Origin of the sequence: Mesorhizobium sp. M0998, from assembly GCF_040318885.1 — a bacterium.
Classification (GTDB): Bacteria; Pseudomonadota; Alphaproteobacteria; order Rhizobiales; family Rhizobiaceae; genus Mesorhizobium.
Window position 1 is genome coordinate 76,876 of the sequence record NZ_JAMYND010000001.1, and the last position, 17,950, is coordinate 94,825.

General features: G+C 63.1%; 17 protein-coding genes and 1 pseudogene. 9 read left to right on the forward strand and 9 right to left on the reverse strand.

The genetic code is table 11. The features are described 5' to 3' along the window. Positions 1-104 precede the first annotated feature (104 nt). The 3 genes from NKH59_RS00465 to NKH59_RS00475 all read left to right on the forward strand — a co-directional run bounded on the left by NKH59_RS00465 (position 105) and on the right by NKH59_RS00475 (position 1,400). Positions 105-452, forward strand: a complete 348-nt coding sequence (locus NKH59_RS00465) for an antitoxin Xre/MbcA/ParS toxin-binding domain-containing protein (protein WP_254819704.1) — start codon at positions 105-107, stop codon at positions 450-452. Further along, on the forward strand, positions 453-1,043 hold the full coding sequence (locus NKH59_RS00470) for an RES family NAD+ phosphorylase (protein ID WP_353020506.1): 591 nt from the start codon (positions 453-455) through the stop codon (positions 1,041-1,043). 75 nt (positions 1,044-1,118) lie between these two features. After that, positions 1,119-1,400: a hypothetical protein gene (locus NKH59_RS00475; RefSeq protein ID WP_352501245.1), complete on the forward strand. Its 282-nt coding sequence runs from the start codon at positions 1,119-1,121 to the stop codon at positions 1,398-1,400. Between the two features lie 73 nt (positions 1,401-1,473). On the opposite strand, the pseudogene NKH59_RS00480 reads toward NKH59_RS00475, so the two are convergent. Next, a pseudogene (locus tag NKH59_RS00480) lies at positions 1,474-1,601 on the reverse strand (HAD family hydrolase); the annotation flags it as partial. 86 nt (positions 1,602-1,687) lie between these two features. Here NKH59_RS00480 and NKH59_RS00485 point away from each other — a divergent pair. Together NKH59_RS00485 and NKH59_RS00490 are read left to right on the forward strand one after the other, a co-directional pair. Next, entirely contained in the window at positions 1,688-3,079 is a 1,392-nt protein-coding gene (locus NKH59_RS00485; RefSeq protein ID WP_352541189.1) for an NfeD family protein, read from the forward strand. Then, entirely contained in the window at positions 3,076-3,846 is a 771-nt protein-coding gene (locus NKH59_RS00490) for a slipin family protein (protein WP_023680344.1), read from the forward strand. Before NKH59_RS00485 ends, NKH59_RS00490 begins: the two co-directional genes overlap by 4 nt. A gap of 184 nt (positions 3,847-4,030) precedes the next feature. Here the strand turns inward: NKH59_RS00490 and NKH59_RS00495 are convergent, their stop codons facing one another. Next, positions 4,031-4,960 (reverse strand): LysR family transcriptional regulator, encoded by a 930-nt coding sequence (locus NKH59_RS00495; protein ID WP_352501246.1) that lies wholly within the window; start codon positions 4,958-4,960, stop codon positions 4,031-4,033. Between the two features lie 105 nt (positions 4,961-5,065). Here NKH59_RS00495 and NKH59_RS00500 point away from each other — a divergent pair, with 105 nt between their 5' ends. Continuing rightward, entirely contained in the window at positions 5,066-6,076 is a 1,011-nt protein-coding gene (locus tag NKH59_RS00500; RefSeq protein WP_352541190.1) for a zinc-dependent alcohol dehydrogenase family protein, read from the forward strand. A gap of 109 nt (positions 6,077-6,185) precedes the next feature. Here the strand turns inward: NKH59_RS00500 and NKH59_RS00505 are convergent, their stop codons facing one another. From NKH59_RS00505 to NKH59_RS00515, 3 genes are read right to left on the reverse strand one after another with little or no spacing between them, the layout of a single operon-like run. Next, complete coding sequence (locus NKH59_RS00505; RefSeq protein WP_352541191.1) at positions 6,186-8,507, reverse strand: xanthine dehydrogenase family protein molybdopterin-binding subunit; 2,322 nt, start codon at positions 8,505-8,507, stop codon at positions 6,186-6,188. Continuing rightward, positions 8,504-9,487, reverse strand: coding sequence for an FAD binding domain-containing protein (locus NKH59_RS00510; RefSeq protein WP_352541192.1), 984 nt, complete (start codon positions 9,485-9,487; stop codon positions 8,504-8,506). The genes NKH59_RS00505 and NKH59_RS00510 overlap by 4 nt, the downstream gene beginning before the upstream one ends. Beyond that, positions 9,484-9,969 (reverse strand): (2Fe-2S)-binding protein, encoded by a 486-nt coding sequence (locus tag NKH59_RS00515; RefSeq protein WP_352451438.1) that lies wholly within the window; start codon positions 9,967-9,969, stop codon positions 9,484-9,486. The genes NKH59_RS00510 and NKH59_RS00515 overlap by 4 nt, the downstream gene beginning before the upstream one ends. 714 nt (positions 9,970-10,683) lie before the next feature. Between NKH59_RS00515 and NKH59_RS00520 the strand changes: the two genes are divergently transcribed. Next, positions 10,684-11,316: a TetR/AcrR family transcriptional regulator gene (locus NKH59_RS00520; RefSeq protein WP_023677324.1), complete on the forward strand. Its 633-nt coding sequence runs from the start codon at positions 10,684-10,686 to the stop codon at positions 11,314-11,316. Positions 11,317-11,334: 18 nt separating this feature from the next. Here the strand turns inward: NKH59_RS00520 and NKH59_RS00525 are convergent, their stop codons facing one another. Next, complete coding sequence (locus NKH59_RS00525; protein WP_352451439.1) at positions 11,335-11,775, reverse strand: lipid-binding SYLF domain-containing protein; 441 nt, start codon at positions 11,773-11,775, stop codon at positions 11,335-11,337. 265 nt (positions 11,776-12,040) lie between these two features. Between NKH59_RS00525 and NKH59_RS00530 the strand changes: the two genes are divergently transcribed. After that, complete coding sequence (locus NKH59_RS00530; protein WP_352541193.1) at positions 12,041-12,982, forward strand: hypothetical protein; 942 nt, start codon at positions 12,041-12,043, stop codon at positions 12,980-12,982. Between the two features lie 47 nt (positions 12,983-13,029). Here the strand turns inward: NKH59_RS00530 and NKH59_RS00535 are convergent, their stop codons facing one another. The 3 genes from NKH59_RS00535 to NKH59_RS00545 form a co-directional block, all read right to left on the reverse strand. After that, the gene (locus NKH59_RS00535; protein WP_352541194.1) at positions 13,030-13,350 is read right to left on the reverse strand and encodes a hypothetical protein; all 321 of its coding nucleotides are present in this window, start codon (positions 13,348-13,350) and stop codon (positions 13,030-13,032) included. Positions 13,351-13,605: 255 nt separating this feature from the next. After that, the gene (locus NKH59_RS00540) at positions 13,606-15,168 is read right to left on the reverse strand and encodes a serine hydrolase (protein WP_353020509.1); all 1,563 of its coding nucleotides are present in this window, start codon (positions 15,166-15,168) and stop codon (positions 13,606-13,608) included. A gap of 133 nt (positions 15,169-15,301) precedes the next feature. After that, the gene (locus NKH59_RS00545; RefSeq protein ID WP_353020512.1) at positions 15,302-16,735 is read right to left on the reverse strand and encodes a coiled-coil domain-containing protein; all 1,434 of its coding nucleotides are present in this window, start codon (positions 16,733-16,735) and stop codon (positions 15,302-15,304) included. 471 nt (positions 16,736-17,206) lie between these two features. Between NKH59_RS00545 and NKH59_RS00550 the strand changes: the two genes are divergently transcribed. Continuing rightward, positions 17,207-17,947: an ATP-binding cassette domain-containing protein gene (locus NKH59_RS00550; protein ID WP_254819718.1), complete on the forward strand. Its 741-nt coding sequence runs from the start codon at positions 17,207-17,209 to the stop codon at positions 17,945-17,947. Positions 17,948-17,950: the final 3 nt, after the last annotated feature.

The following is a 17,950-nucleotide window of genomic DNA, read 5'->3' on the forward strand; positions in this document are numbered from 1 at the left end:
TCTGTTTCATATTTTCCATTTGTGAAACTGAAATGCGCCGATGCAGTCAAAGTGTCAGGGCTGAAACGCATGGGCGAAGCTGGCTTGGAAGCCGGAGAGAAAACATGGCTACTGCGTTGCGGGCGGTTCCCAGATTCCTGGACGAATTGGGTACGTTTGGCGGCCTCAAGGGAACCGATATTGCAAACATCACCGACGTGTCCAAGGCCACGGTTTCGAGGTGGAAGGCCGGCGACATCAAGCCCCAGCCGCGCAGCGAGCTCATTCTGTCGGACCTGCACTATATCGTCGGCCGACTGCAGGAATTCTACGAGCCAAGCGATATCCGCACCTGGCTTTACGCTCGCCACCCGCAATTGAACGGTGAAAGGGCGATAGATCTCATTCACGACGACCGCGCCCTCGACGTGCTCAAAGTCATCGACCGGCTTGAGAACGAGGTCTTTCTGTAATTGGCGATCGCCGGGCGGAAACGACGCGATAGCCGGCTCATCGACGCTATCGAGGCAATAGTTCCGGTCGAATACTCCGGGACGGTTTGGCGTGTGGTGCGCCAGGGCCGCAGCCCGATCCAGTGCTCGAGCTCCGGTGGCCGTTGGGACGATGGAACGTTCGACATGCTCTACACTTCGCAAGAGCGCGAAGGTGCCTTGAGCGAGATGAGATTCCACCTGACGCGGGGGCAGCCAGTGATCCCTTCGCGCGTCAGATACAATCTCTTCGAGATCGATCTTGCTTTGGACCGGACGCTCAGACTGCTCGACCTGGCAGCCTTGCAGACCCTTGGCCTCGACACCGCGCGCTACGGGCAGCTTTCGTATCAGGAAAAGCACGCCGAATATCCGAGGTCGCAAGACATCGGCGAGGCCGCGCATTTCCTCGATTATGACGGCCTGATCGTGCCCAGCGCGCGACATGACTGCCTGAACGTCGTCGCGTTTTGTGATCGGCTGCCGGCCGGAGCGATGACGATCAGAACCGACCACGGGGAAATTGCCTGGGCTAGCGGCGGCCCCGCTGCCGTCCATCCCCCGCACGGGTGATGCGGCCAGCGGAAATGGCGCGCAAACATTGCCTCCAAGTGCAGAGGTCTAACGCGCAAGGGAGGATCCATGCGTATGCTCCGACTGATACCGACGCTGCTGGCGCTGCTGGCCGTCATGCCATTGAACGCTGAAGCGACCACGAAGAAGTACCCTAAGGGCCACGGCACGAATTGCGCCGAGAAGGACCAGGCGTGCCAGAAGAAATGCCAGGCTGTGCCGATCGACTACAACAGCGTCAAATCCATCCAGGGGCGCAACGAATGTCTGAATAATTGCACCATCGGCTACGATCAGTGTCTCGGGGCACCCGCCCGAATCCAGGAACAGACAACGCAGGAGGACGTCGCGCAATAGAAGCCCGCTAGATGGCTCCAATGCGCAAGAGACATAGGTGTGATCGAATGACGGCGACAGCCCGCCGTCGCCTTCATGTGCGGCCGCCGACTTCGTCGACATGGCGCGCAGCGTGTCGTCTGGATCTTCATAGACGCGAAACGCGCCCGATTGGCGGAGCTCCTCGGTGCCATAGCCGCCGCTGAGCAGGCCGACGCCCAGCAGGACGGTGCGATGCGTCACCCGCCGCGAAGCATCATGGATTTCGGCAAAATCCAGCCCATATTCCTAGATGTGGAGCTTTGAGCGTGAAACTCGCGCGTGCGGTCCTGCTTGCCGCGGCTTTCGTGGCTGTTGCGGCCGTTTGTCCCTCTTCAGCAACCGGAGAGGCGGACGGCCGGGAGAAAATTGTGTTGCGCGTCGAGATAGACGGCGCCATCGGTCCGGCGAGTGCCAGGCAGCTCGAGGAAGCACTGGCGGTGGCCGCGGACCGAAATGCCCAGGCTCTCATCCTGCAGATGGACACGCCCGGCGGGCTGGTCACCAGCATGCGCGAGATGATCGCCGGCATTCTCGCCTCGCCGGTTCCCGTCATCGGCTATGTCGCGCCCGCCGGCGGGCACGCGGCGAGCGCCGGAACCTACATCCTCTACGCCACCCATCTGGCGGCGATGGCGCCCGGCACCAATCTGGGCGCGGCAACGCCGATCGAGATGGGCGGGCCGCTGCCATCGTTTCCCGGCGGCAAGAACGATGGCCCGGAGGCGGACAAGGACAAGAAGAACGCACCCGCGGGCGATGCGATGATCGCCAAGGCGACGAACGATGCCGTTGCCCTGATCCGCAGCCTGGCTGAATTGCGCGGGCGCAATGCCGAATGGGGAGAAAAGGCCGTGCGCGAGGCGGCCAGCCTGTCGGCCGGCGCGGCGCTGCAGCAGCATGTCATCGACTTCGTCGCCCGCGACACCACCGAACTGCTTCAACTGGCCGACGGCCGGACCGTCGAGATCGCCGGCAAAAAAGAGGCATTGGCGACGAAAGGGCTGCCGGTCGAAACGCTCGAGCCAGGCTGGCTCATCCGGCTTCTCGCCGTCATCACGGACCCGAACATCGCCGTCATCCTGATGCTGGTCGGCGTCTATGGCCTCGTTTTCGAATTCACGAGCCCGGGCGCGGTCGCGCCCGGCGTGATCGGCACGATCTGCCTTCTGCTCGGACTCTATGCGCTCAATCTCCTGCCGATCAGCTATGCCGGCCTTGCCTTGATGCTGCTTGGCATCATCTTCCTGGTCGTCGAAGCCTTGAACCCGACTGTGGTCCTTGGGCTGGGAGGCGTGGCTGCGTTTCTGCTGGGCGCAGCAATGCTGCTCAGGATCGAGGGGCCCGGCTTCGAGATGTCGTGGGCCGTTATCGGCACCGCCGCCGTCCTGACGCTCGGCCTGGCGCTGTTGACCGGCAGCTATCTGTGGGCGGCCCGCAAGAACGTTCCGCGTGTTGGCGCACAGGCCATGCAGGGGCTGCCGGCGGAGGTCCTCGACTGGCAGGGCAGCGAGGGCCACGTGCTCGCCCGGGGCGAGCGCTGGCGGGCAAAAGCCGACGAACCGCTTGCAGTGGGCGACAGCGTCGAGGTGGCCGATGTCAGGGATCTCGTGCTGACGATACGGCGCCGCAATGTGAGAAGCGATGGAGCAAGGCAATGATCATCGGTTATGTGGCCTATCTGGCAGCAGCGCTCGTCGTGGTCATGTTCCTATCCGCGGCCATTCGCATCCTGCGGGAATATGAGCGCGGCGTGGTCTTCACGCTCGGCCGCTTCACCGGGGTCAAGGGCCCCGGCCTTATCATCCTCATCCCCTTCGTGCAGCAGATGGTGAAGGTCGACCTGCGAGTGGTGGTCCAGGACGTCCCGCCGCAGGACGTGATCTCGCGCGACAACGTCTCGGTGAAGGTCAACGCGGTGCTGTATTTTCGTATCGTCGACGCCGAGCGGGCGGTGATCCAGGTTGAAGACTTCATGACCGCCACCAACCAGCTGGCACAGACCACGTTGCGCTCGGTGCTCGGCAAGCATGAGCTCGATGAAATGCTGGCCGAACGTGACAAGCTCAACAGCGATATCCAGGAGATTCTCGACCAGCGGACCGATGCCTGGGGCATCAAGGTCTCCGATGTCGAGATCAAGCATGTCGACCTCAACGAGAACATGGTCCGCGCCATCGCCAAGCAGGCCGAGGCGGAACGGCTGCGGCGTGCGAAAGTGATCAATGCCGACGGCGAACAGCAGGCGGCGGCAAAGCTCGTCGAGGCCGGCAAGATGCTGGCCGAAGCACCGCAGGCCATGCAGCTACGCTATTTCGAGGCTCTCCATGACATCGCCGGTGAGCGCTCGTCGACGGTCGTGTTTCCGGTGCCGATGGATCTGCTCGGTCATTTCATCAAGCAGGGTGGTGGAGGCGGAGGCGGCTGAGCACGTGATCTCCCCCCTCGAGGGGCCCTCGAGGGGGAGACGGCCGCGAAGCGGCCAGAGGGGGTCGTCTCACATAGATCGCCGACGCCTTCCTCTACGAGAGACGGCGCTGACGCCTCACGCGCCGCGACCCCCTCTGTCGCCTTCGGCGACATCTCCCCCTCAAGGGGGGAGATCAGCACCCTCACCTCCGCCACGGCGGGACCGGCGCAAAGCGTTTGCCGATCCAGTCGGCGAAGGCACGTGTCTTGGCGGCTTGCCCCTTGGCCGAAGGCATGACGACATAGACGGCGCCCTCGTCGGCAAGCGTCCAGTCCTCCAGCACTGGCACCAGACGGCCGTCGGCGAGCTCGCGTCCGACCAGCCAATCCGTGCTCATCATCAGTCCGACGCCTTGCACGGCGGCTTCGACCAGTACCTCGGCATCATCGGTGACCAGCGGCCCGGAGACCTCGATACTGACGCGACGGCCCGAACTGTCGGTCATCTCCCAGGCCGGAAAGGTCTGGAAGCCTGAGAAGCCCAGGCAACTGTGTTCCAGCAGTGCTTCAGGTTCAGTCGGCGTGCCCCGGCGGGCGAGGTAGGACGGCGCGGCGCACAGCAGCCGCCGCCGTGTAGCGACCTTGCGCGCCACCAGCCGCGAATCCTCCAGCGCGCCGAGACGCACGGCGACATCGAAATTCTCGGCGACGAGATCTACGAAGCGGTTGGAGAACTCGGCCTCGATACGGACATCGGGAAATTCGGCGAGAAACTGCGGCAGCAGCGGGCCGATCCACATGCGCCCGAACGAGCCGGGCAGCGCCAGCCGCAGCACGCCGCGCGGCCCGCCGCCGGCATGCGCCGACGCGGCAGCCTCGGCCTCGTCGACCGCAGCCAGGATGGCGCGGACGCGAACGAGAAATTCCGAACCCGCCTCGGTCAGCGACACGCTTCGTGTCGTCCGGTGCAGCAGGCGCACGCCCAACCGCTCTTCCAGCGAGGCAAGGCGCCGCGACAGGATCGTCGCGTCGCGGCCGATGCGAGCAGCCGCCTTGGTGAAGGAGCGTGCTTCGGCGATGGCCGCGAAGGCGGCCATTTCGACCAATGCTGCCGGTTCGTGCGATTGCTGCATCAGGCGCAGAGCTCAAATGTAAAACACAAGGATTATATACCAATAGCGCAGCAGCTAGTTTCACTCAATCCCGGCCCGTCAATCGGCCATCAACCGGAGTGAGACATGAAAGCGATCGAACTGACTGCCCCGAGACTGGACGCGTTTCGCGCGGCCACCGTTCCCACGCCTGAACCGCAGCGCGGCGAAGTGCTGATCCGCCTGCGCGCCGCAAGCCTCAATTTTGTCGATGTCGCGATAGCGAGCGGCAACTATCCAGGTCCGAGCTTTCCGCTCATTCCCGTCGTCGACGGCGCCGGCGAGATCGTCGGCATCGGCGAGGGCGTGTCGAGGCTCGCCATCAACGACCGCGTCATCGCCCATGCAAAACCGCGCTGGATCGGCGGCCGTCCGCGGCCTTACGAGACCAGAGAGATGCGCGGGCTGACACTGCCCGGCTCGCTCGCCGAATATGTCGCGCTGCCGGCCAATGCCGTCGTGCCGATGCCGGCGCATCTGTCCTTCGAAGCGGCAGCGACGCTGCCGATCGCCGGCACCACCGCGTGGAATGCGCTTCGCGCCGCCGATGCCGGGCCGGGGTCGGTCGTCGTCCTGCTCGGTACCGGCGGTGTCTCGATCCTGACCCTGCAGCTGGCCAAGGCAGCCGGCGCCACGGTCATCATCACCTCGTCGTCTGACGAAAAGCTGGCGCGCGCCAAGGCCTTGGGTGCGGATCATCTCATTAATTATCGTGAGACGCCGGACTGGGACGCCAAGGTGCTCGAGTTGACCGACGGGCTCGGCGCCGATCTGATCGTCGAAACCGGCGGCTCGGCCACCTTCGCCCGCTCCATCAATGCCGCGGCGCCCGGCGGCACGGTGTTCGCCATCGGCTTCGTCACCGGCGCCGAGGCCACCACGAACCTGCTACCGATCATCATCAAGGCACTCAAGGTGGTGGGCAACAACACCGGTTCGGTATCCGATCTGTGCGACGCGGCGCGGGCCATCGGCGCCGCCCGTATCGATCCGGTCATCGACACTGTCTACAGCCAGCACCAGGCGACCGAGGCCTACGCCCACATGGCAGCCGGCGGCCGGCATTTCGGCAAGCTCGCGTTCAGTCTGTCGTGGTGAGCCTGAAAAAGGCAGAGCGTTGAAGCTGCCGATCTCCCCTCTCGTGGGGAGATCGGTCGTCACCTCGGCTTTTGCCAATCGCCAACGCGCCGACAGTCCCAACCTCCGCCTAAATCAGCTTCTCCAGCGTGATCGGCAGATCCCGCACCCTTTTCCCGGTGGCGTGGAATACCGCGTTGGCGATCGCCGGCGCCACGCCGACGATGCCCAGCTCGCCGACCCCCTTGCCGCCCAGCACCGAGGAATGCGGATCGGGAATACCGACCGAGATCACCTCGATGTCGGGAATGTCGGCATTGGTGGCGATGAGATAGTCGGCGAGATTGTTGTTGACGATGCGCCCATGCCGGCGGTCGACGATGCCCTCCTCGAGCAGCGCCTGGCCGATGCCCATGATGATGCCGCCCTTCCATTGGCTTTCGGCGAGCTTGGGATTGTAGAGCCGGCCCGAATCCAGCGCCGACACCACGCGGGAGACGCGAACCGTGCCAAAGTCCTCGTCGACGCGGACTTCGATGAAATGCGCGCACCAGCTGTGGCGGGAATAGTCGCCCTCGGTGTGTGGCAGCGCCATGGCTATGGTGGTGTAGTTCTTGTAGCGGTCCTCGACCGTCGAATTGGCCGGCATGGTGTCGCCCTTCGCCTCGATATGCTCGCGCCCGACGCTGCTGAGCAGTTCGGCGATCGAAACCTCAGGGCCGTTGCCGCGCGGCGAGGCGATGCGGCCATTGGCGACGACGAGCGTGTTGGCCTGCAGCGCATGGAACGGCGAAGCCGGATCGCTGATGGCGAGCCCGATCAGCTGGTCGAGCGCGGCACTCGCCGCCTTGTGGACGGCGCCGGTCATCACCCCGGCCAGCCGCGAACCGCCGGTGACGCCGGCACGGGCATAGCGGGAATCGCCAAGCTTGACGACGACGTTTTCCGCCGGCACGCCCACCACCTCGGCGGCGGTCTGCGCCAGGATCGTGTAGGTGCCCTGCCCCATGTCGATCGATGAGCTTTCGACCTCGACCGAGCCGTCGGCGAGAATGCGCACGACCGCCTCGCCATAGGCGCGCCGCACCGGATAGGTGCCTGCCGCGACACCCCAGCCGATCAGCTGGTTGCCATCGCGCATCGAACGCGGCCGGGGGTTCCGCTTCGACCAGCCAAAGGCTTCGGCGCCGGCCGCGAAGGCCTCACGCAGCTGCCGTGTCGACCACGGCTTCTTCGCATGCGGATCCTGCTCGGCATAATTCCTGAGCCGGATTTCCAGCGGATCGATACCGACCTCATAGGCGAGCTCGTCGATGGCGCTTTCGATGCCGAAGGCGCTCGGGTTCTCGCCCGGCGCGCGCAATGCCCCCGGCACCACCGTGTTGACCCGCACGACGTTCTGCCGCGACGAGAAATTCGGCGTCGCGTACATGACCGAGGTGACCGAGCCGAGCGGCTCGACCCACATGCCGTCGACCGAGGTCTCGTTGACGCCGCGATGCACGATCGACTGGATCTGGCCCTCCGCGTTGGCGCCGAGCGCCACGGTCTGGCGCGTCGCCGCCCGTCCGCCATAGGCGGTGAAGGTCTGCGGCCTGGTGACCGCCAGCTTCACCGGCCGTCCCAGCATTTTCGCGGCGACTGCCGCTACAGCGCCGTAGCCATAGGCAAACGCCTTGGAGCCGAAGCCGCCGCCAATATAAGGCGAGACCAGTCGTACATTCTCGAACGGCACGCCGAACCATTCGGCATAGGTCCGCGCCATGCCGTCGAGCCATTGGCTCGGCTCCCAGACCGTCAGCTGGTCGCCCTGCCACTTTGCGATCAGGCCATGCGGCTCCATCGGCGCCTGGTATTCGCGCGGCGTGTTGTAGGCGTTGCAGATCCTGACCGGAGCCGAGGCGAACGCTGTCTCCGCCTCGCCCCATTCCTTGGTCATCGCATCGACGGGGATGCCGTCGCCGGCCTTTGGATCGCTGAGGTCGACGATCGCCGGCGCCTCGTCATAGGCGATCTTGACCAGCGCCGCGGCGGCGACCGCCTGCTCGAAACTCTCGGCCACCACCGCCGCGACATGCTGGCCGCTGAAGGTGATGTCGCGCGCCAGCGGGCAATAAGCGACGTCCGGCGGCGGCGTGCCCAGCCAGTCCGTTGCGGTTCTCAGCGGCAGGATATTGTCGGGCGTCAGCACCAGCAGCACGCCGGGCGACGCCTTGGCCGCGGCCGTGTCGATCGAACGCACCCGGCCGGCGGCAATGGTGCTCTCGACCAGCACCGCATGGGTAAGCCCCTCGAGCTGCTGCTCGACGGCGTATTTGGCGGCACCGGTGATCTTGGCCGGGCCGTCGACGCGCGACAGCCGGCCGCCGACCTGGTCGGCGAGGACGGCACCGTCCGAAGCGTCGCCGCGTTTGGCATCGCCGGGTCTTGTTCTCAACTCGTGAACGGTCATGCCGTTTCTCCCATTTTGAGGATGGCGCGGGCGACGACGCGCGGCGCCAGTTCGATCTTGTAGTGGTTGGCGCCATGGTCGACGGCGCCCTCGACGGCGAGCAGGCTGGCTTGCCTGACGACCTCCGGCTCGAGCACTTTGCCTTTCAGCGCCTCTTCGACGGCAAGGGCGCGCCATGGCTTGGTGGCGACGCCGCCAAGCGCGACGCGCAGATCGCGGATCGTCCTTCCGTCGGCCTCGAATTCGATGCCGACCGCGGCACTTGCCGCGGCGAATTCATAGGACTGGCGGTCGCGGACCTTGAGATAGGTCGAGCGGCGGGCGGCCGCCGAAGCGGGAATGCCGATCGCGGTGGTCATCTCGCCGGGCTCGATCGCATGTTCCCTTTCGGGTGTGCTGCCCGGCAACAGGAAAAAATCATCGACGGCGATCTGACGGTCGCCGAGATGGACGATCGCGTCGAAGGCGACGAGTGCAACCGCCAGGTCGCCGGGATAGGTGGCGACGCAGGCCTCGCTGGTGCCGAGCACGGCATGGCCGCGGGTGACCCCGCCGATCGCCGAGCAGCCGCTGCCGGGCGAGCGCTTGTTGCAGGCGGGGAAATTCGCCGGATCGCGGAAATAGGGGCAGCGTGTACGCTGCATCAGATTGCCGCCGATCGTCGCCATGTTGCGCAGCTGCGCCGATGCCGCCTGCCACAGCGCCTCCGAAACGGCAGGGAACCGGCTCTTGATACCGGCATGGTCGGCGACGGTGCTCATCCTGGCCAGCGCCCCGATCGTGGCGCCCCGGTCATCAACGGCAATCGTGTCCAGTCCCTTGAGATGGGTAATGTCGACCACGGTCTCGGGTTCGGCAACGCCGCATTTCGCGAGATCGACAAGCGTCGTGCCGCCGGCCAGAAGCATGACGCCGGGAAGTGCTGCTGCCTCACGGGCTGCATCGACGGAGCCGGCGCGGAGATACGAAAAGTCCCTCATGACGCGGCCTCCATGGCCGCCTGGCGCACGGCGGCGACGATATGCGGATAGGCGCCGCAGCGGCAGAGATTGCCGGCCATGTATTCGCGGATCTCCTCATCCGAGCCGGCATGGCCTTCGCGAATGCAGGCGACCGCCGACATGATCTGGCCCGGCGTGCAATAGCCGCACTGGAAGGCATCCTGTTCGAGGAAGGCGGCCTGCACCGCATGCAGCGTGCCATCCTCCCCGGCAAGCCCTTCGATGGTGGTGATGTCCCTGCTTTCAGCCTGAGTGGCAAGCGTCAGGCAGGCCAGCACGCGCTGGCCGTCGATATGAACGGTGCAGGCGCCGCACTGGCCCTGGTCGCAGCCCTTCTTGGTGCCGGTCAGCCCGAGATGGTCGCGCAAGGCGTCGAGCAGGGTAACGCGCGGTTCGACCTCCAGCTCATGTCGATGTCCGTTGATTCGAAGTTGGATTGGAGTTCGGGTTTTGCTTGTCATGGGGCGTCTGGCTCCAGTTGCTTGACGCGGGAGGGGATGATCTGGTGCCCGGCCGGCGAGCGGCAAGGTCAGCTTATGGCTAGGTGAAGGCTATCTTCCCCTTGGGGGAAGTGCCCGGCAGGGCAGAGGGGGTCGGTTCGACTTGGCGCGAGCTCCGGGGCTGCGGCTTGGGAGGTCGAAAGACGTGACATACCCGATCCCGTGATTACATGAGAAAGGCGCTCCACAATCGGAGGCGCCTCCGTTTGTTACCTAAGGGCCTGCTCCGCCCTGTTCAAGCCCCGGATCGAAAATGATCAAAATTGGAGGAAATTGGCAGGGCAGCCGGCCGTCATGTCTGGAGACAAAAAAGCACCACCGGCCCAAGCCGGTGGTGCTCTCTGAACTGTCTGTAGGGGCAGGACAGTCCAATGATCCTGAGGGGATCGTGCTCAACATGGGCTCATTTTTGCCCCACGGCATCGGCCGAACAGATGACGAGTGCCGGCCGCGAGGAAATATCCTCCGTCGTCATCCACCGGACGTCATCCACGGGCCGTGCACCGGGGGCGGGCAAGATGCCTCGCCTGCCGGAACGCCGGCCCAGATTCGATCCTGTGATTATATTTACTTGCGATTATATTTGTCGGAGACGTAACGAAGGTGGAAGCGTCTGCGTTCTTGAAACGGGGCCTGCCTATCCGGGTATGCTTCGGATCAGCACTGGAGAAAAAATTGGCCGCGGAGCCGCCCGTCATTTCTGGAGACAAAACCGAAGCCGCCGTTGCAAAGCCGCTGCGCGCCGACGCGCAGCGCAACCGCGATGCTCTGGTCGAGGTCGCGGCAAAAGCCTTTGCCGCGCAAGGCGTCGATGCCTCGCTGGAGGAGATTGCGCGCCAGGCCGGCGTCGGCATCGGCACGCTCTACCGGCATTTCCCAACCCGCGAGCACCTGGTCGAGGTGGTTTATCGGCGCGAGGTGGAAGGACTGTGCCAGGCGGCCGACGAACTCGCCCGCGATCATGCGCCCGACATGGCGCTCGAACAATGGATGCAGCGCTTCGTCGACTACATCGCCACCAAGCGCGGGCTGTCGACAAGCCTGCGCATCCTGCTCACGACCAACTCAACCCTGTTCTCCGACGTTTCCGGCAGGGTGACGCTCGCCTTGCGGCGGCTGATCGATGCCGCGGTCGCCGACGGCTCGATCCGCGGCGATGTCGATGCCTCCGACGTGCTGCATGCGCTGGGCGGCATCTATTCGGCCCCGGACACCAAGGACTGGCGCGACCGCTCGCGCCGATTGGTGTCGCTGCTGATGGATGGGCTGCGGTTTGGAGCGGCCAAATCCGGCCCATCCAAGGAATAGCGAATGCAGTGACTGTCCTTATTTCAGCGAGATGCTCATACCGCTGAGATCGGCATTGACTTGCAGGCCTACCTGCCTGCCCGTGAGTTCGAGTTGGGCACCCTTGTCATTGGTCATGACGATCACCTGGGCTCCTTTGCCGAGCGCGCCGCCACCGCCCGCTGCACCGTACACCCCCGTCACATCCCGGGCGCGGCGTATGTGGCGCACGGTACCTTTGAAATAGGTCTTGGAGGCGCCGAAGGCGAGGCCGCCCGAGATGCCGCCGACCGAGATGGGATATCGGCGACCATGGAAGGTCAGTGTGCCCTCGCCTCCGGAGCCGCCGATGAAAAAGGCCGCCTTGTAGACGGCGAAGCGGATCGTACCGCTGTCGGCATGCGCGACGCTGGCAAAGCTAACTGCCGCCGCAGCGATGACGGCAACTGCGACTGAACGAAATCTGGACGAAATCTTCATGATGAGAACTCCTCAAGATCGCCGCATGCCCAGCCGGCCGGGCACGTCGGCGTCGTATCAAAGTCATAGCTGAACAGTCTCGCCCGTCATTGGTTCCAAGCACGCGGCCTGAATCCGGCTGCGAGAAGACCGCCACGAAACGAGGCGGATGGCGAGCGTAGTCCTGGCTGTAAGAACAGTGGCCGAATGGTGGGGATGATCGTAGGTGTTGAGGCGGAATGGTATTAGTCTGCGCTGTCTGGGGTTTCGGGAGCGCGGCAAAGCAATGGACTTCAACTCACGACATGGCTACCTGCTGATCGGTGGCCTGATCCTGGTCGGCGCCGGGCTCCTGGTCGTTTCGCTGATCGTCAATCTTCGCGTGGCGCACAGTGTGCGTGACGACGTACGCCATCGTGAAAAGCTGCTGGAATATTATCGCAATATCTTTTCGCAGCTGGGCGTGATCCTGATCGGGATTGGCGTGTCCCTGTTCATCTTCTTTTTTCAGCAGAATTATCAGGACCAGCGCAAACGCGAAACGGAGCTCCAGCAGGTTCTCGCCAAACTGGCGGCGCGTGTTGCCCGCGGCAGCGCTGTCGTGGAGGCCCTCGGCGAATTCGACGCGCTGCTGGATGATGGCGGTGCCTATGTCAGTCCGGAACACGGCGGTGACAACGCCGCTGTCAGCGCCCAGGGAACGGGGCTCGCCAAGCAGGTTTCCCAGATCCTTCTGGTCGAGCGCGACGTCGATGTTCAGGGGTTCGATATTCTCAATCTGTCACGCGATTTCGAAGCATCGTTCGTCGTCAACGAGCTCAACCCAACGCTATGGTTCAACATCGTCCGGGACGAGAGCGACATCAAATATGCCACCACCCAGATCGCCCTGGATTACAAGGACCTGCAGGATGCAATCGGCGGCGAGCCGATCGAGGTTGCGATCGCCAATCCCGAAAAGGAACGGAAGATCAAGCAGGAGGTGCTCGACGTCTTTTATGATGCCGACCTCCTGCGCCAGCGCAGCAGGCGGTTTCTCGGCCGCGCGTGCTGGCTTTTCAGCAACGGGCGCGGCTTCGTCAAGCTTGCACCGGCCAATGAAATCGAAGCCGATGCGAGATCGCACCAGGAATGGCTCGACCGGTCGAAACCCTTCCTGACGCAGTTGAAGTCAGGAAGCGGCGATTGCTTCAAATTGCTCCAGTTCGGCCCGGCGCCTTTGAGTTGAGAACGAGCCAAACACTCAACGACCAGGTTCGACCCCATTGCGGACGATCAGTCAAGCGCCACAAACGCGTATGACTTCATCAGATCAAGTGTTGTCTCGGCGCGTACAGAAAGGTTGTCTGGCACCTCGATCCGAACGAGTAAAATGTCTGTTCCTTGATCAATTCCGAACAAAGCGGCAATCGGTCGGGGACCATCGAAATGCCACGATGCCCATCGCTGTGGAGATGCATCTGTATCGGTTTCTTTGAGCTCGTCTTCGAGAATCCTACGCAATCCGACATCAAGGGCCTCGCCAGCCATGTGACCGAGTTCATCGATCAGCGGGTTCCAATTAACTAGCCAGACCCAATTCTGCACCCAGGCCACCTGCTGGTCTCCAATTTGGGACGAAAGCCGACTGGTCTCGTTAGTCGGTCTTTGCATGATTTGTCGAATCCGCTATCGGCGATTCCTACCATAATAAGCTTGACTGCTTTTTGACCATCTCGGCTGTTGACGGCAGCCAGCTGATTGAATTTTGACCTAAAGCGGTCCAGCTTTTGATAGTCGCTGACCCGCTCCAAATATCTGTTTTTACGCAATTATGGACGGAAAGCCGCTCCGGACTTTCCTGGAAGTGCTCTAATCTCCCACGCGTTGCAGCGTGCCGAGATGATTGTCGTCGAGAAATTCGATGGTCATGGTTGACGCCTTGCCGTCGGGGCCGACTGCAAAGCTGACGGCCGAGGGCCTGTCCGGCATCTCGGCATCGGGGAAGGTCACGAAGAGGTCGCGGTCGAAATGCTTCAGCGAATAGGACCGCGCGCCGGCGGGCCCGACCTTGAGGACAAGGGTGTCTCCTTCGCCCGACACAATAGCTTCGCCGAAGAAGTCGTTGAAGTAACGGCCTGCATAGGCACTGGCCGGCTCGGCCGGACTTGCTGGAGAGGGCGGCGCGGCATAGGTGGCCTTGGCCGCCGCAATCACCGGGCCGAACATGCTCGCATAGATATCATTCCATGCCTTTATCTTATCCTTGCCCAGCGTTCCGTCGAAGACGAGATCGGCGAAGCTGTCGGACAGCCCGTCCGGCACGCCTGTCGGAAAGGCGTTGGCGATGACGACGATGCCAAGCTTCTCCTCGGGGAAGAGCATCACCAGACTGCGTGCGCCGGTGCTGAAGGCGCCCGCATGACCCCAGATCAGCCCGTGCCGGCCGAATTCAATATTCCAGCCGAGGCCGTAGAAGGCCTCGCCTCCGGAGACGGGATTCTTGCCGCGAGCCGTCAAGGGAATATGTGTCTGGTCCAGCGCATCGGCGGCAATGAGTCTCTTGCCGGCATAGACCCCGTTGCCGAGCACAAGGCGCATCCATTGCGAGAGGTCGCGTGCGGTGGAACTGACGCCGCCTGCTGGCGCCTGCGCATCCGGATAGCGCTGGACCTTCGCGGTCCAGGCGCCATCGATTTTGGCGTGGAGCTCGGCGCGGTTGGCGTGTTTGATGAAGTCCGAATGACGCGAGCTGGTCGAGGCCATTCCAAGCGGACGGTAGAGCTTCTCTTCGGAGACCTCTTCCCATGATTTACCCGTCGGCTTCGCGGCCGCGACGGCACCCTCGGTCAGTCCGAAATTACTGTAGGAATAGCCCGCACGAAAGCTCGATGACGGCGACACGAACCGCAGCCGGCGCAGGATCTCCGCGCGGTCATAGCCGATATCCTCGAGGTCGTCGCCGGCGGTGCCGGGAAGCCCGCTGCGGTGCGCAAACAGGTCGCGGACCGTGAGTTCGCTGGTCGGATAGGGCTGAGCGAGCCGGAAAGCCGGATCGAGGTCGGCGATCTTGGAATCCCACGAAGCGATCCCGTCGCTGACCAGCGCCGCCACGGCGGTGGCGGAGACCGGCTTGGAGAGCGAGGCAATCTGGAAAACCGTGTCAGCATCGACGATCTCCGGTTTTCCGGCTTCGCGATGCCCGAACCCCTTGAGGAAGATCACCTCGTCGCCATGCACGACGCCGATGGCCAGACCGGGCACGCTACCATCCGCGACGACGCCTTCGGCCAGTAATTCGAGCTTCGCAATGGCCGCGGCGATCCGGTCGGGCGTAATGGTGTCGGCCGACGCCGCTTTCGGCGAAAGCGTAATAAGGGCGATGAAGGCCAATATCCTCCACCGGAGGTGATTCCGGTTTGTGAATAGCCGCATGCTCAGCCCCCTCCGCCTCCCCGGCGTGCACTATCGCAGGCCAACGCAGGGAAGGCCAGCCTCACGCTCGACCCACCATCCATTGACGGATGTCCGCTTCGCACCAGTCGAAATTCAGACAGCCGCGCCTGAGCTAGGATGCAGCGCGCAGGCGAAGGCGCCGCCTGCTGGCGCGGGCCTTCTCCGCCACCGCGGCGGTGATCTCGACCACGCCGTCTTCACGCGGTCTGGCGTTGGTGACCTTGTGGAGCCGCTCATAGGGCAATAGTTCCTTGACCCGGGCTTGAAGCGACGCGACTTCGGCTCGCAGATCCTCGCATTCCTGCCGCTGGACGTCGAACTGTATCTGTTCGGATGCCTGCTGCAGGGAAAGCTGCGAAAAATTCGCGCTGATTGCGGAAAGGTTCATCTTGTCGCTTTCGCTCTCCTTCGTGAGAGCGGACAATTTTTGCTCGACAATTTGCTTTTCGGCCACCGCGTCGCTCGCTTGGGCCTTGAGCCTGGCGATCTCGCTGGCGGCTTCGCTGTTGTGCTTGGAGGCGGCCTCCAGTCGCGATCGAAGATCCTCGATTTCAGAACGCAAGCCGGTCATCTCCGCGACACTGCGTGCAAGTTCGGCTTCCCTGTCACCGTCCCTGATGCGGGCCGCTTCCGTTATTTCCGATAGCTTCGCCTGCGCCATATCGAGCGATTTCTGCAGTCGCATCTCCTCTTTCTCGCTCTTGCCAAGCGCGGCCAGCAGTTCCGAAACCTGCGCGGCATCATTGGCATGGACAGTCGAGAGTTCGTCCAGCCTGTGCCGGGCCTCGGCCTCCCGTTTCAGCGCCTTGTCGAGGTCGATCGACAGGCTGACATGTTTCTCCCGCAGCATCTCGTTCTCGCGCGAGCGTCTGTTGGCCTCGACGGCTCTGGCCGAGAGTGTTTTGACAAGCTCGCCGAACTCGGCCTCGCGTTTTGCGCTCGCATTGCCTGCGACGACGAGTTCCAGCCTTGCCGCAGCCAGCGCGCCGCGAAGTGCTTCCTTGTCCTCGACCAGGCTCGCCTCGTGCTGCTGCAGGGCCTCGATAGCGCTGTCGCGCTCGCGCTGCTTTCTGGTTGCATCGTGGAGCTGTTCGGACAGCACCCTTTGCTGCGCGGTCAGGCCGGTATTTGCCAGCTCCAATTCGTTGGCGCGAAGAATGTCGCCGTGAAGCAGTTTCAGGAATTCGCCCGTCAGATGATGCGAGGTCGCGATCTCCGACAGTTTCGCATTGATCTCCCCCAGATACTCCTGCGCGTCGTGAAAGAGCCCATCGACCGCATTTAAGGCAGCCAGCCGGGTTTGCGTATGGGGGGACAGCCGTCGCGCGGTCTCGAAGGCGTCCGCATTGGCTTCGAGTTGCGAGCTGTCATCCGTTGCCGCGAGATTCTCATCCGATACCGTCTCATCCGGCACAGTGACGTCGTTCAACGGCGACTGATCGTCCACATTGAGACATTCGCTAAACGCATCCGCCAAATCGGTTTCGAGCTCCTTGAACGCTCTCTCCACTGTCTCGGCACGCTTGATCAAACCTTTGAAATTCATGACCGAATATCCCTCTCGTGCAGCGCCGGCAAGGAGCGGATTTTCAACACTTGACCCTCGCCTCCCCCGAATGCGGGTTCATCTCCTGACGTGCGCTCTGGCCGACGCACGCTAGGGACAGGCTTGGCCACTGTCCTCGTGTGTTTGAATGACGCAAAGCCGTGTTCTGCCGCGCTCCATACCCGAGGCGTTGGCACCGCTCGCAAAATGCCTACTCATTTCACCCGAAACGGATATGAAGCGGCGCAAGCCCTGAGGATCGCCTGGTGATTGTCTTGAGGACCGGCCGAGCCCTCGGTGTTCTGCAGCAGCTACAAGGTCACGGCCTAAGACGACGCGTGTCACTGCCGGGAGGCCTGACCTAATAAATGCCTGACCTAATAAATGATTGTGTTGAATACGTTTCGCTGATTAGCTGCTGTGCATAGACCAGGGACAAGACCGATAAAATGTTGTCCCGGGAGGACCGCGATGCCGGTGCTTGAGGTTCGCCACGTCTCCAAGAATTTCGGGGCTATCCAGGCCCTGACCGACGTTAGCTTCCAGGTGGAGCGAGGCGAAGTCGTTGGTCTGATGGGGGACAACGGCGCCGGCAAGTCGACGATAGTCAAGACTGTGGCCGGGAATTTTCCTCCGAGCGACGGCGAAATTGTAGTCGAGGGCGAGGTGTGCCACTTCCACCAGCCCGTGCAGGCCCGCGCCAAGGGGATCGAAGTTGTTTATCAGGACCTGGCGCTCGCCGATAACTTGACGGCCGCGCAGAACGTCTTTCTGGGGCGCGAGATCAAGAAAGGCTTCTGGCCGATCAGGATTCTTGACAAGCAGGCGATGATCGATCGCTCGGCAGCGCTGTTCAAGGAACTCAAATCGGAAACCCGGCCGCGCGACCTCGTCAGGAAGATGTCGGGTGGGCAGCGCCAGGCGGTCGCCATCGCGCGGACCCGGCTTTCAAATGCCAAGCTGGTGCTGATGGACGAACCAACGGCCGCCATCTCGGTGCGCCAGGTGGCGGAAGTACTCGAACTGATCCGACGCCTCAAAGCACAAGGAGTCGGCGTCATGCTGATCAGTCACCGAATGCCTGACGTGTTCGCCGTGGCAGATCGCATTATCGTCCTCAGGCGGGGCTCGAAAGTTGCCGACAAGCCAGCCGACAAAACATCGCCCGAGGAAATCACTGGACTGATAACGGGGGCCATCCGTGGCGAATAGTGT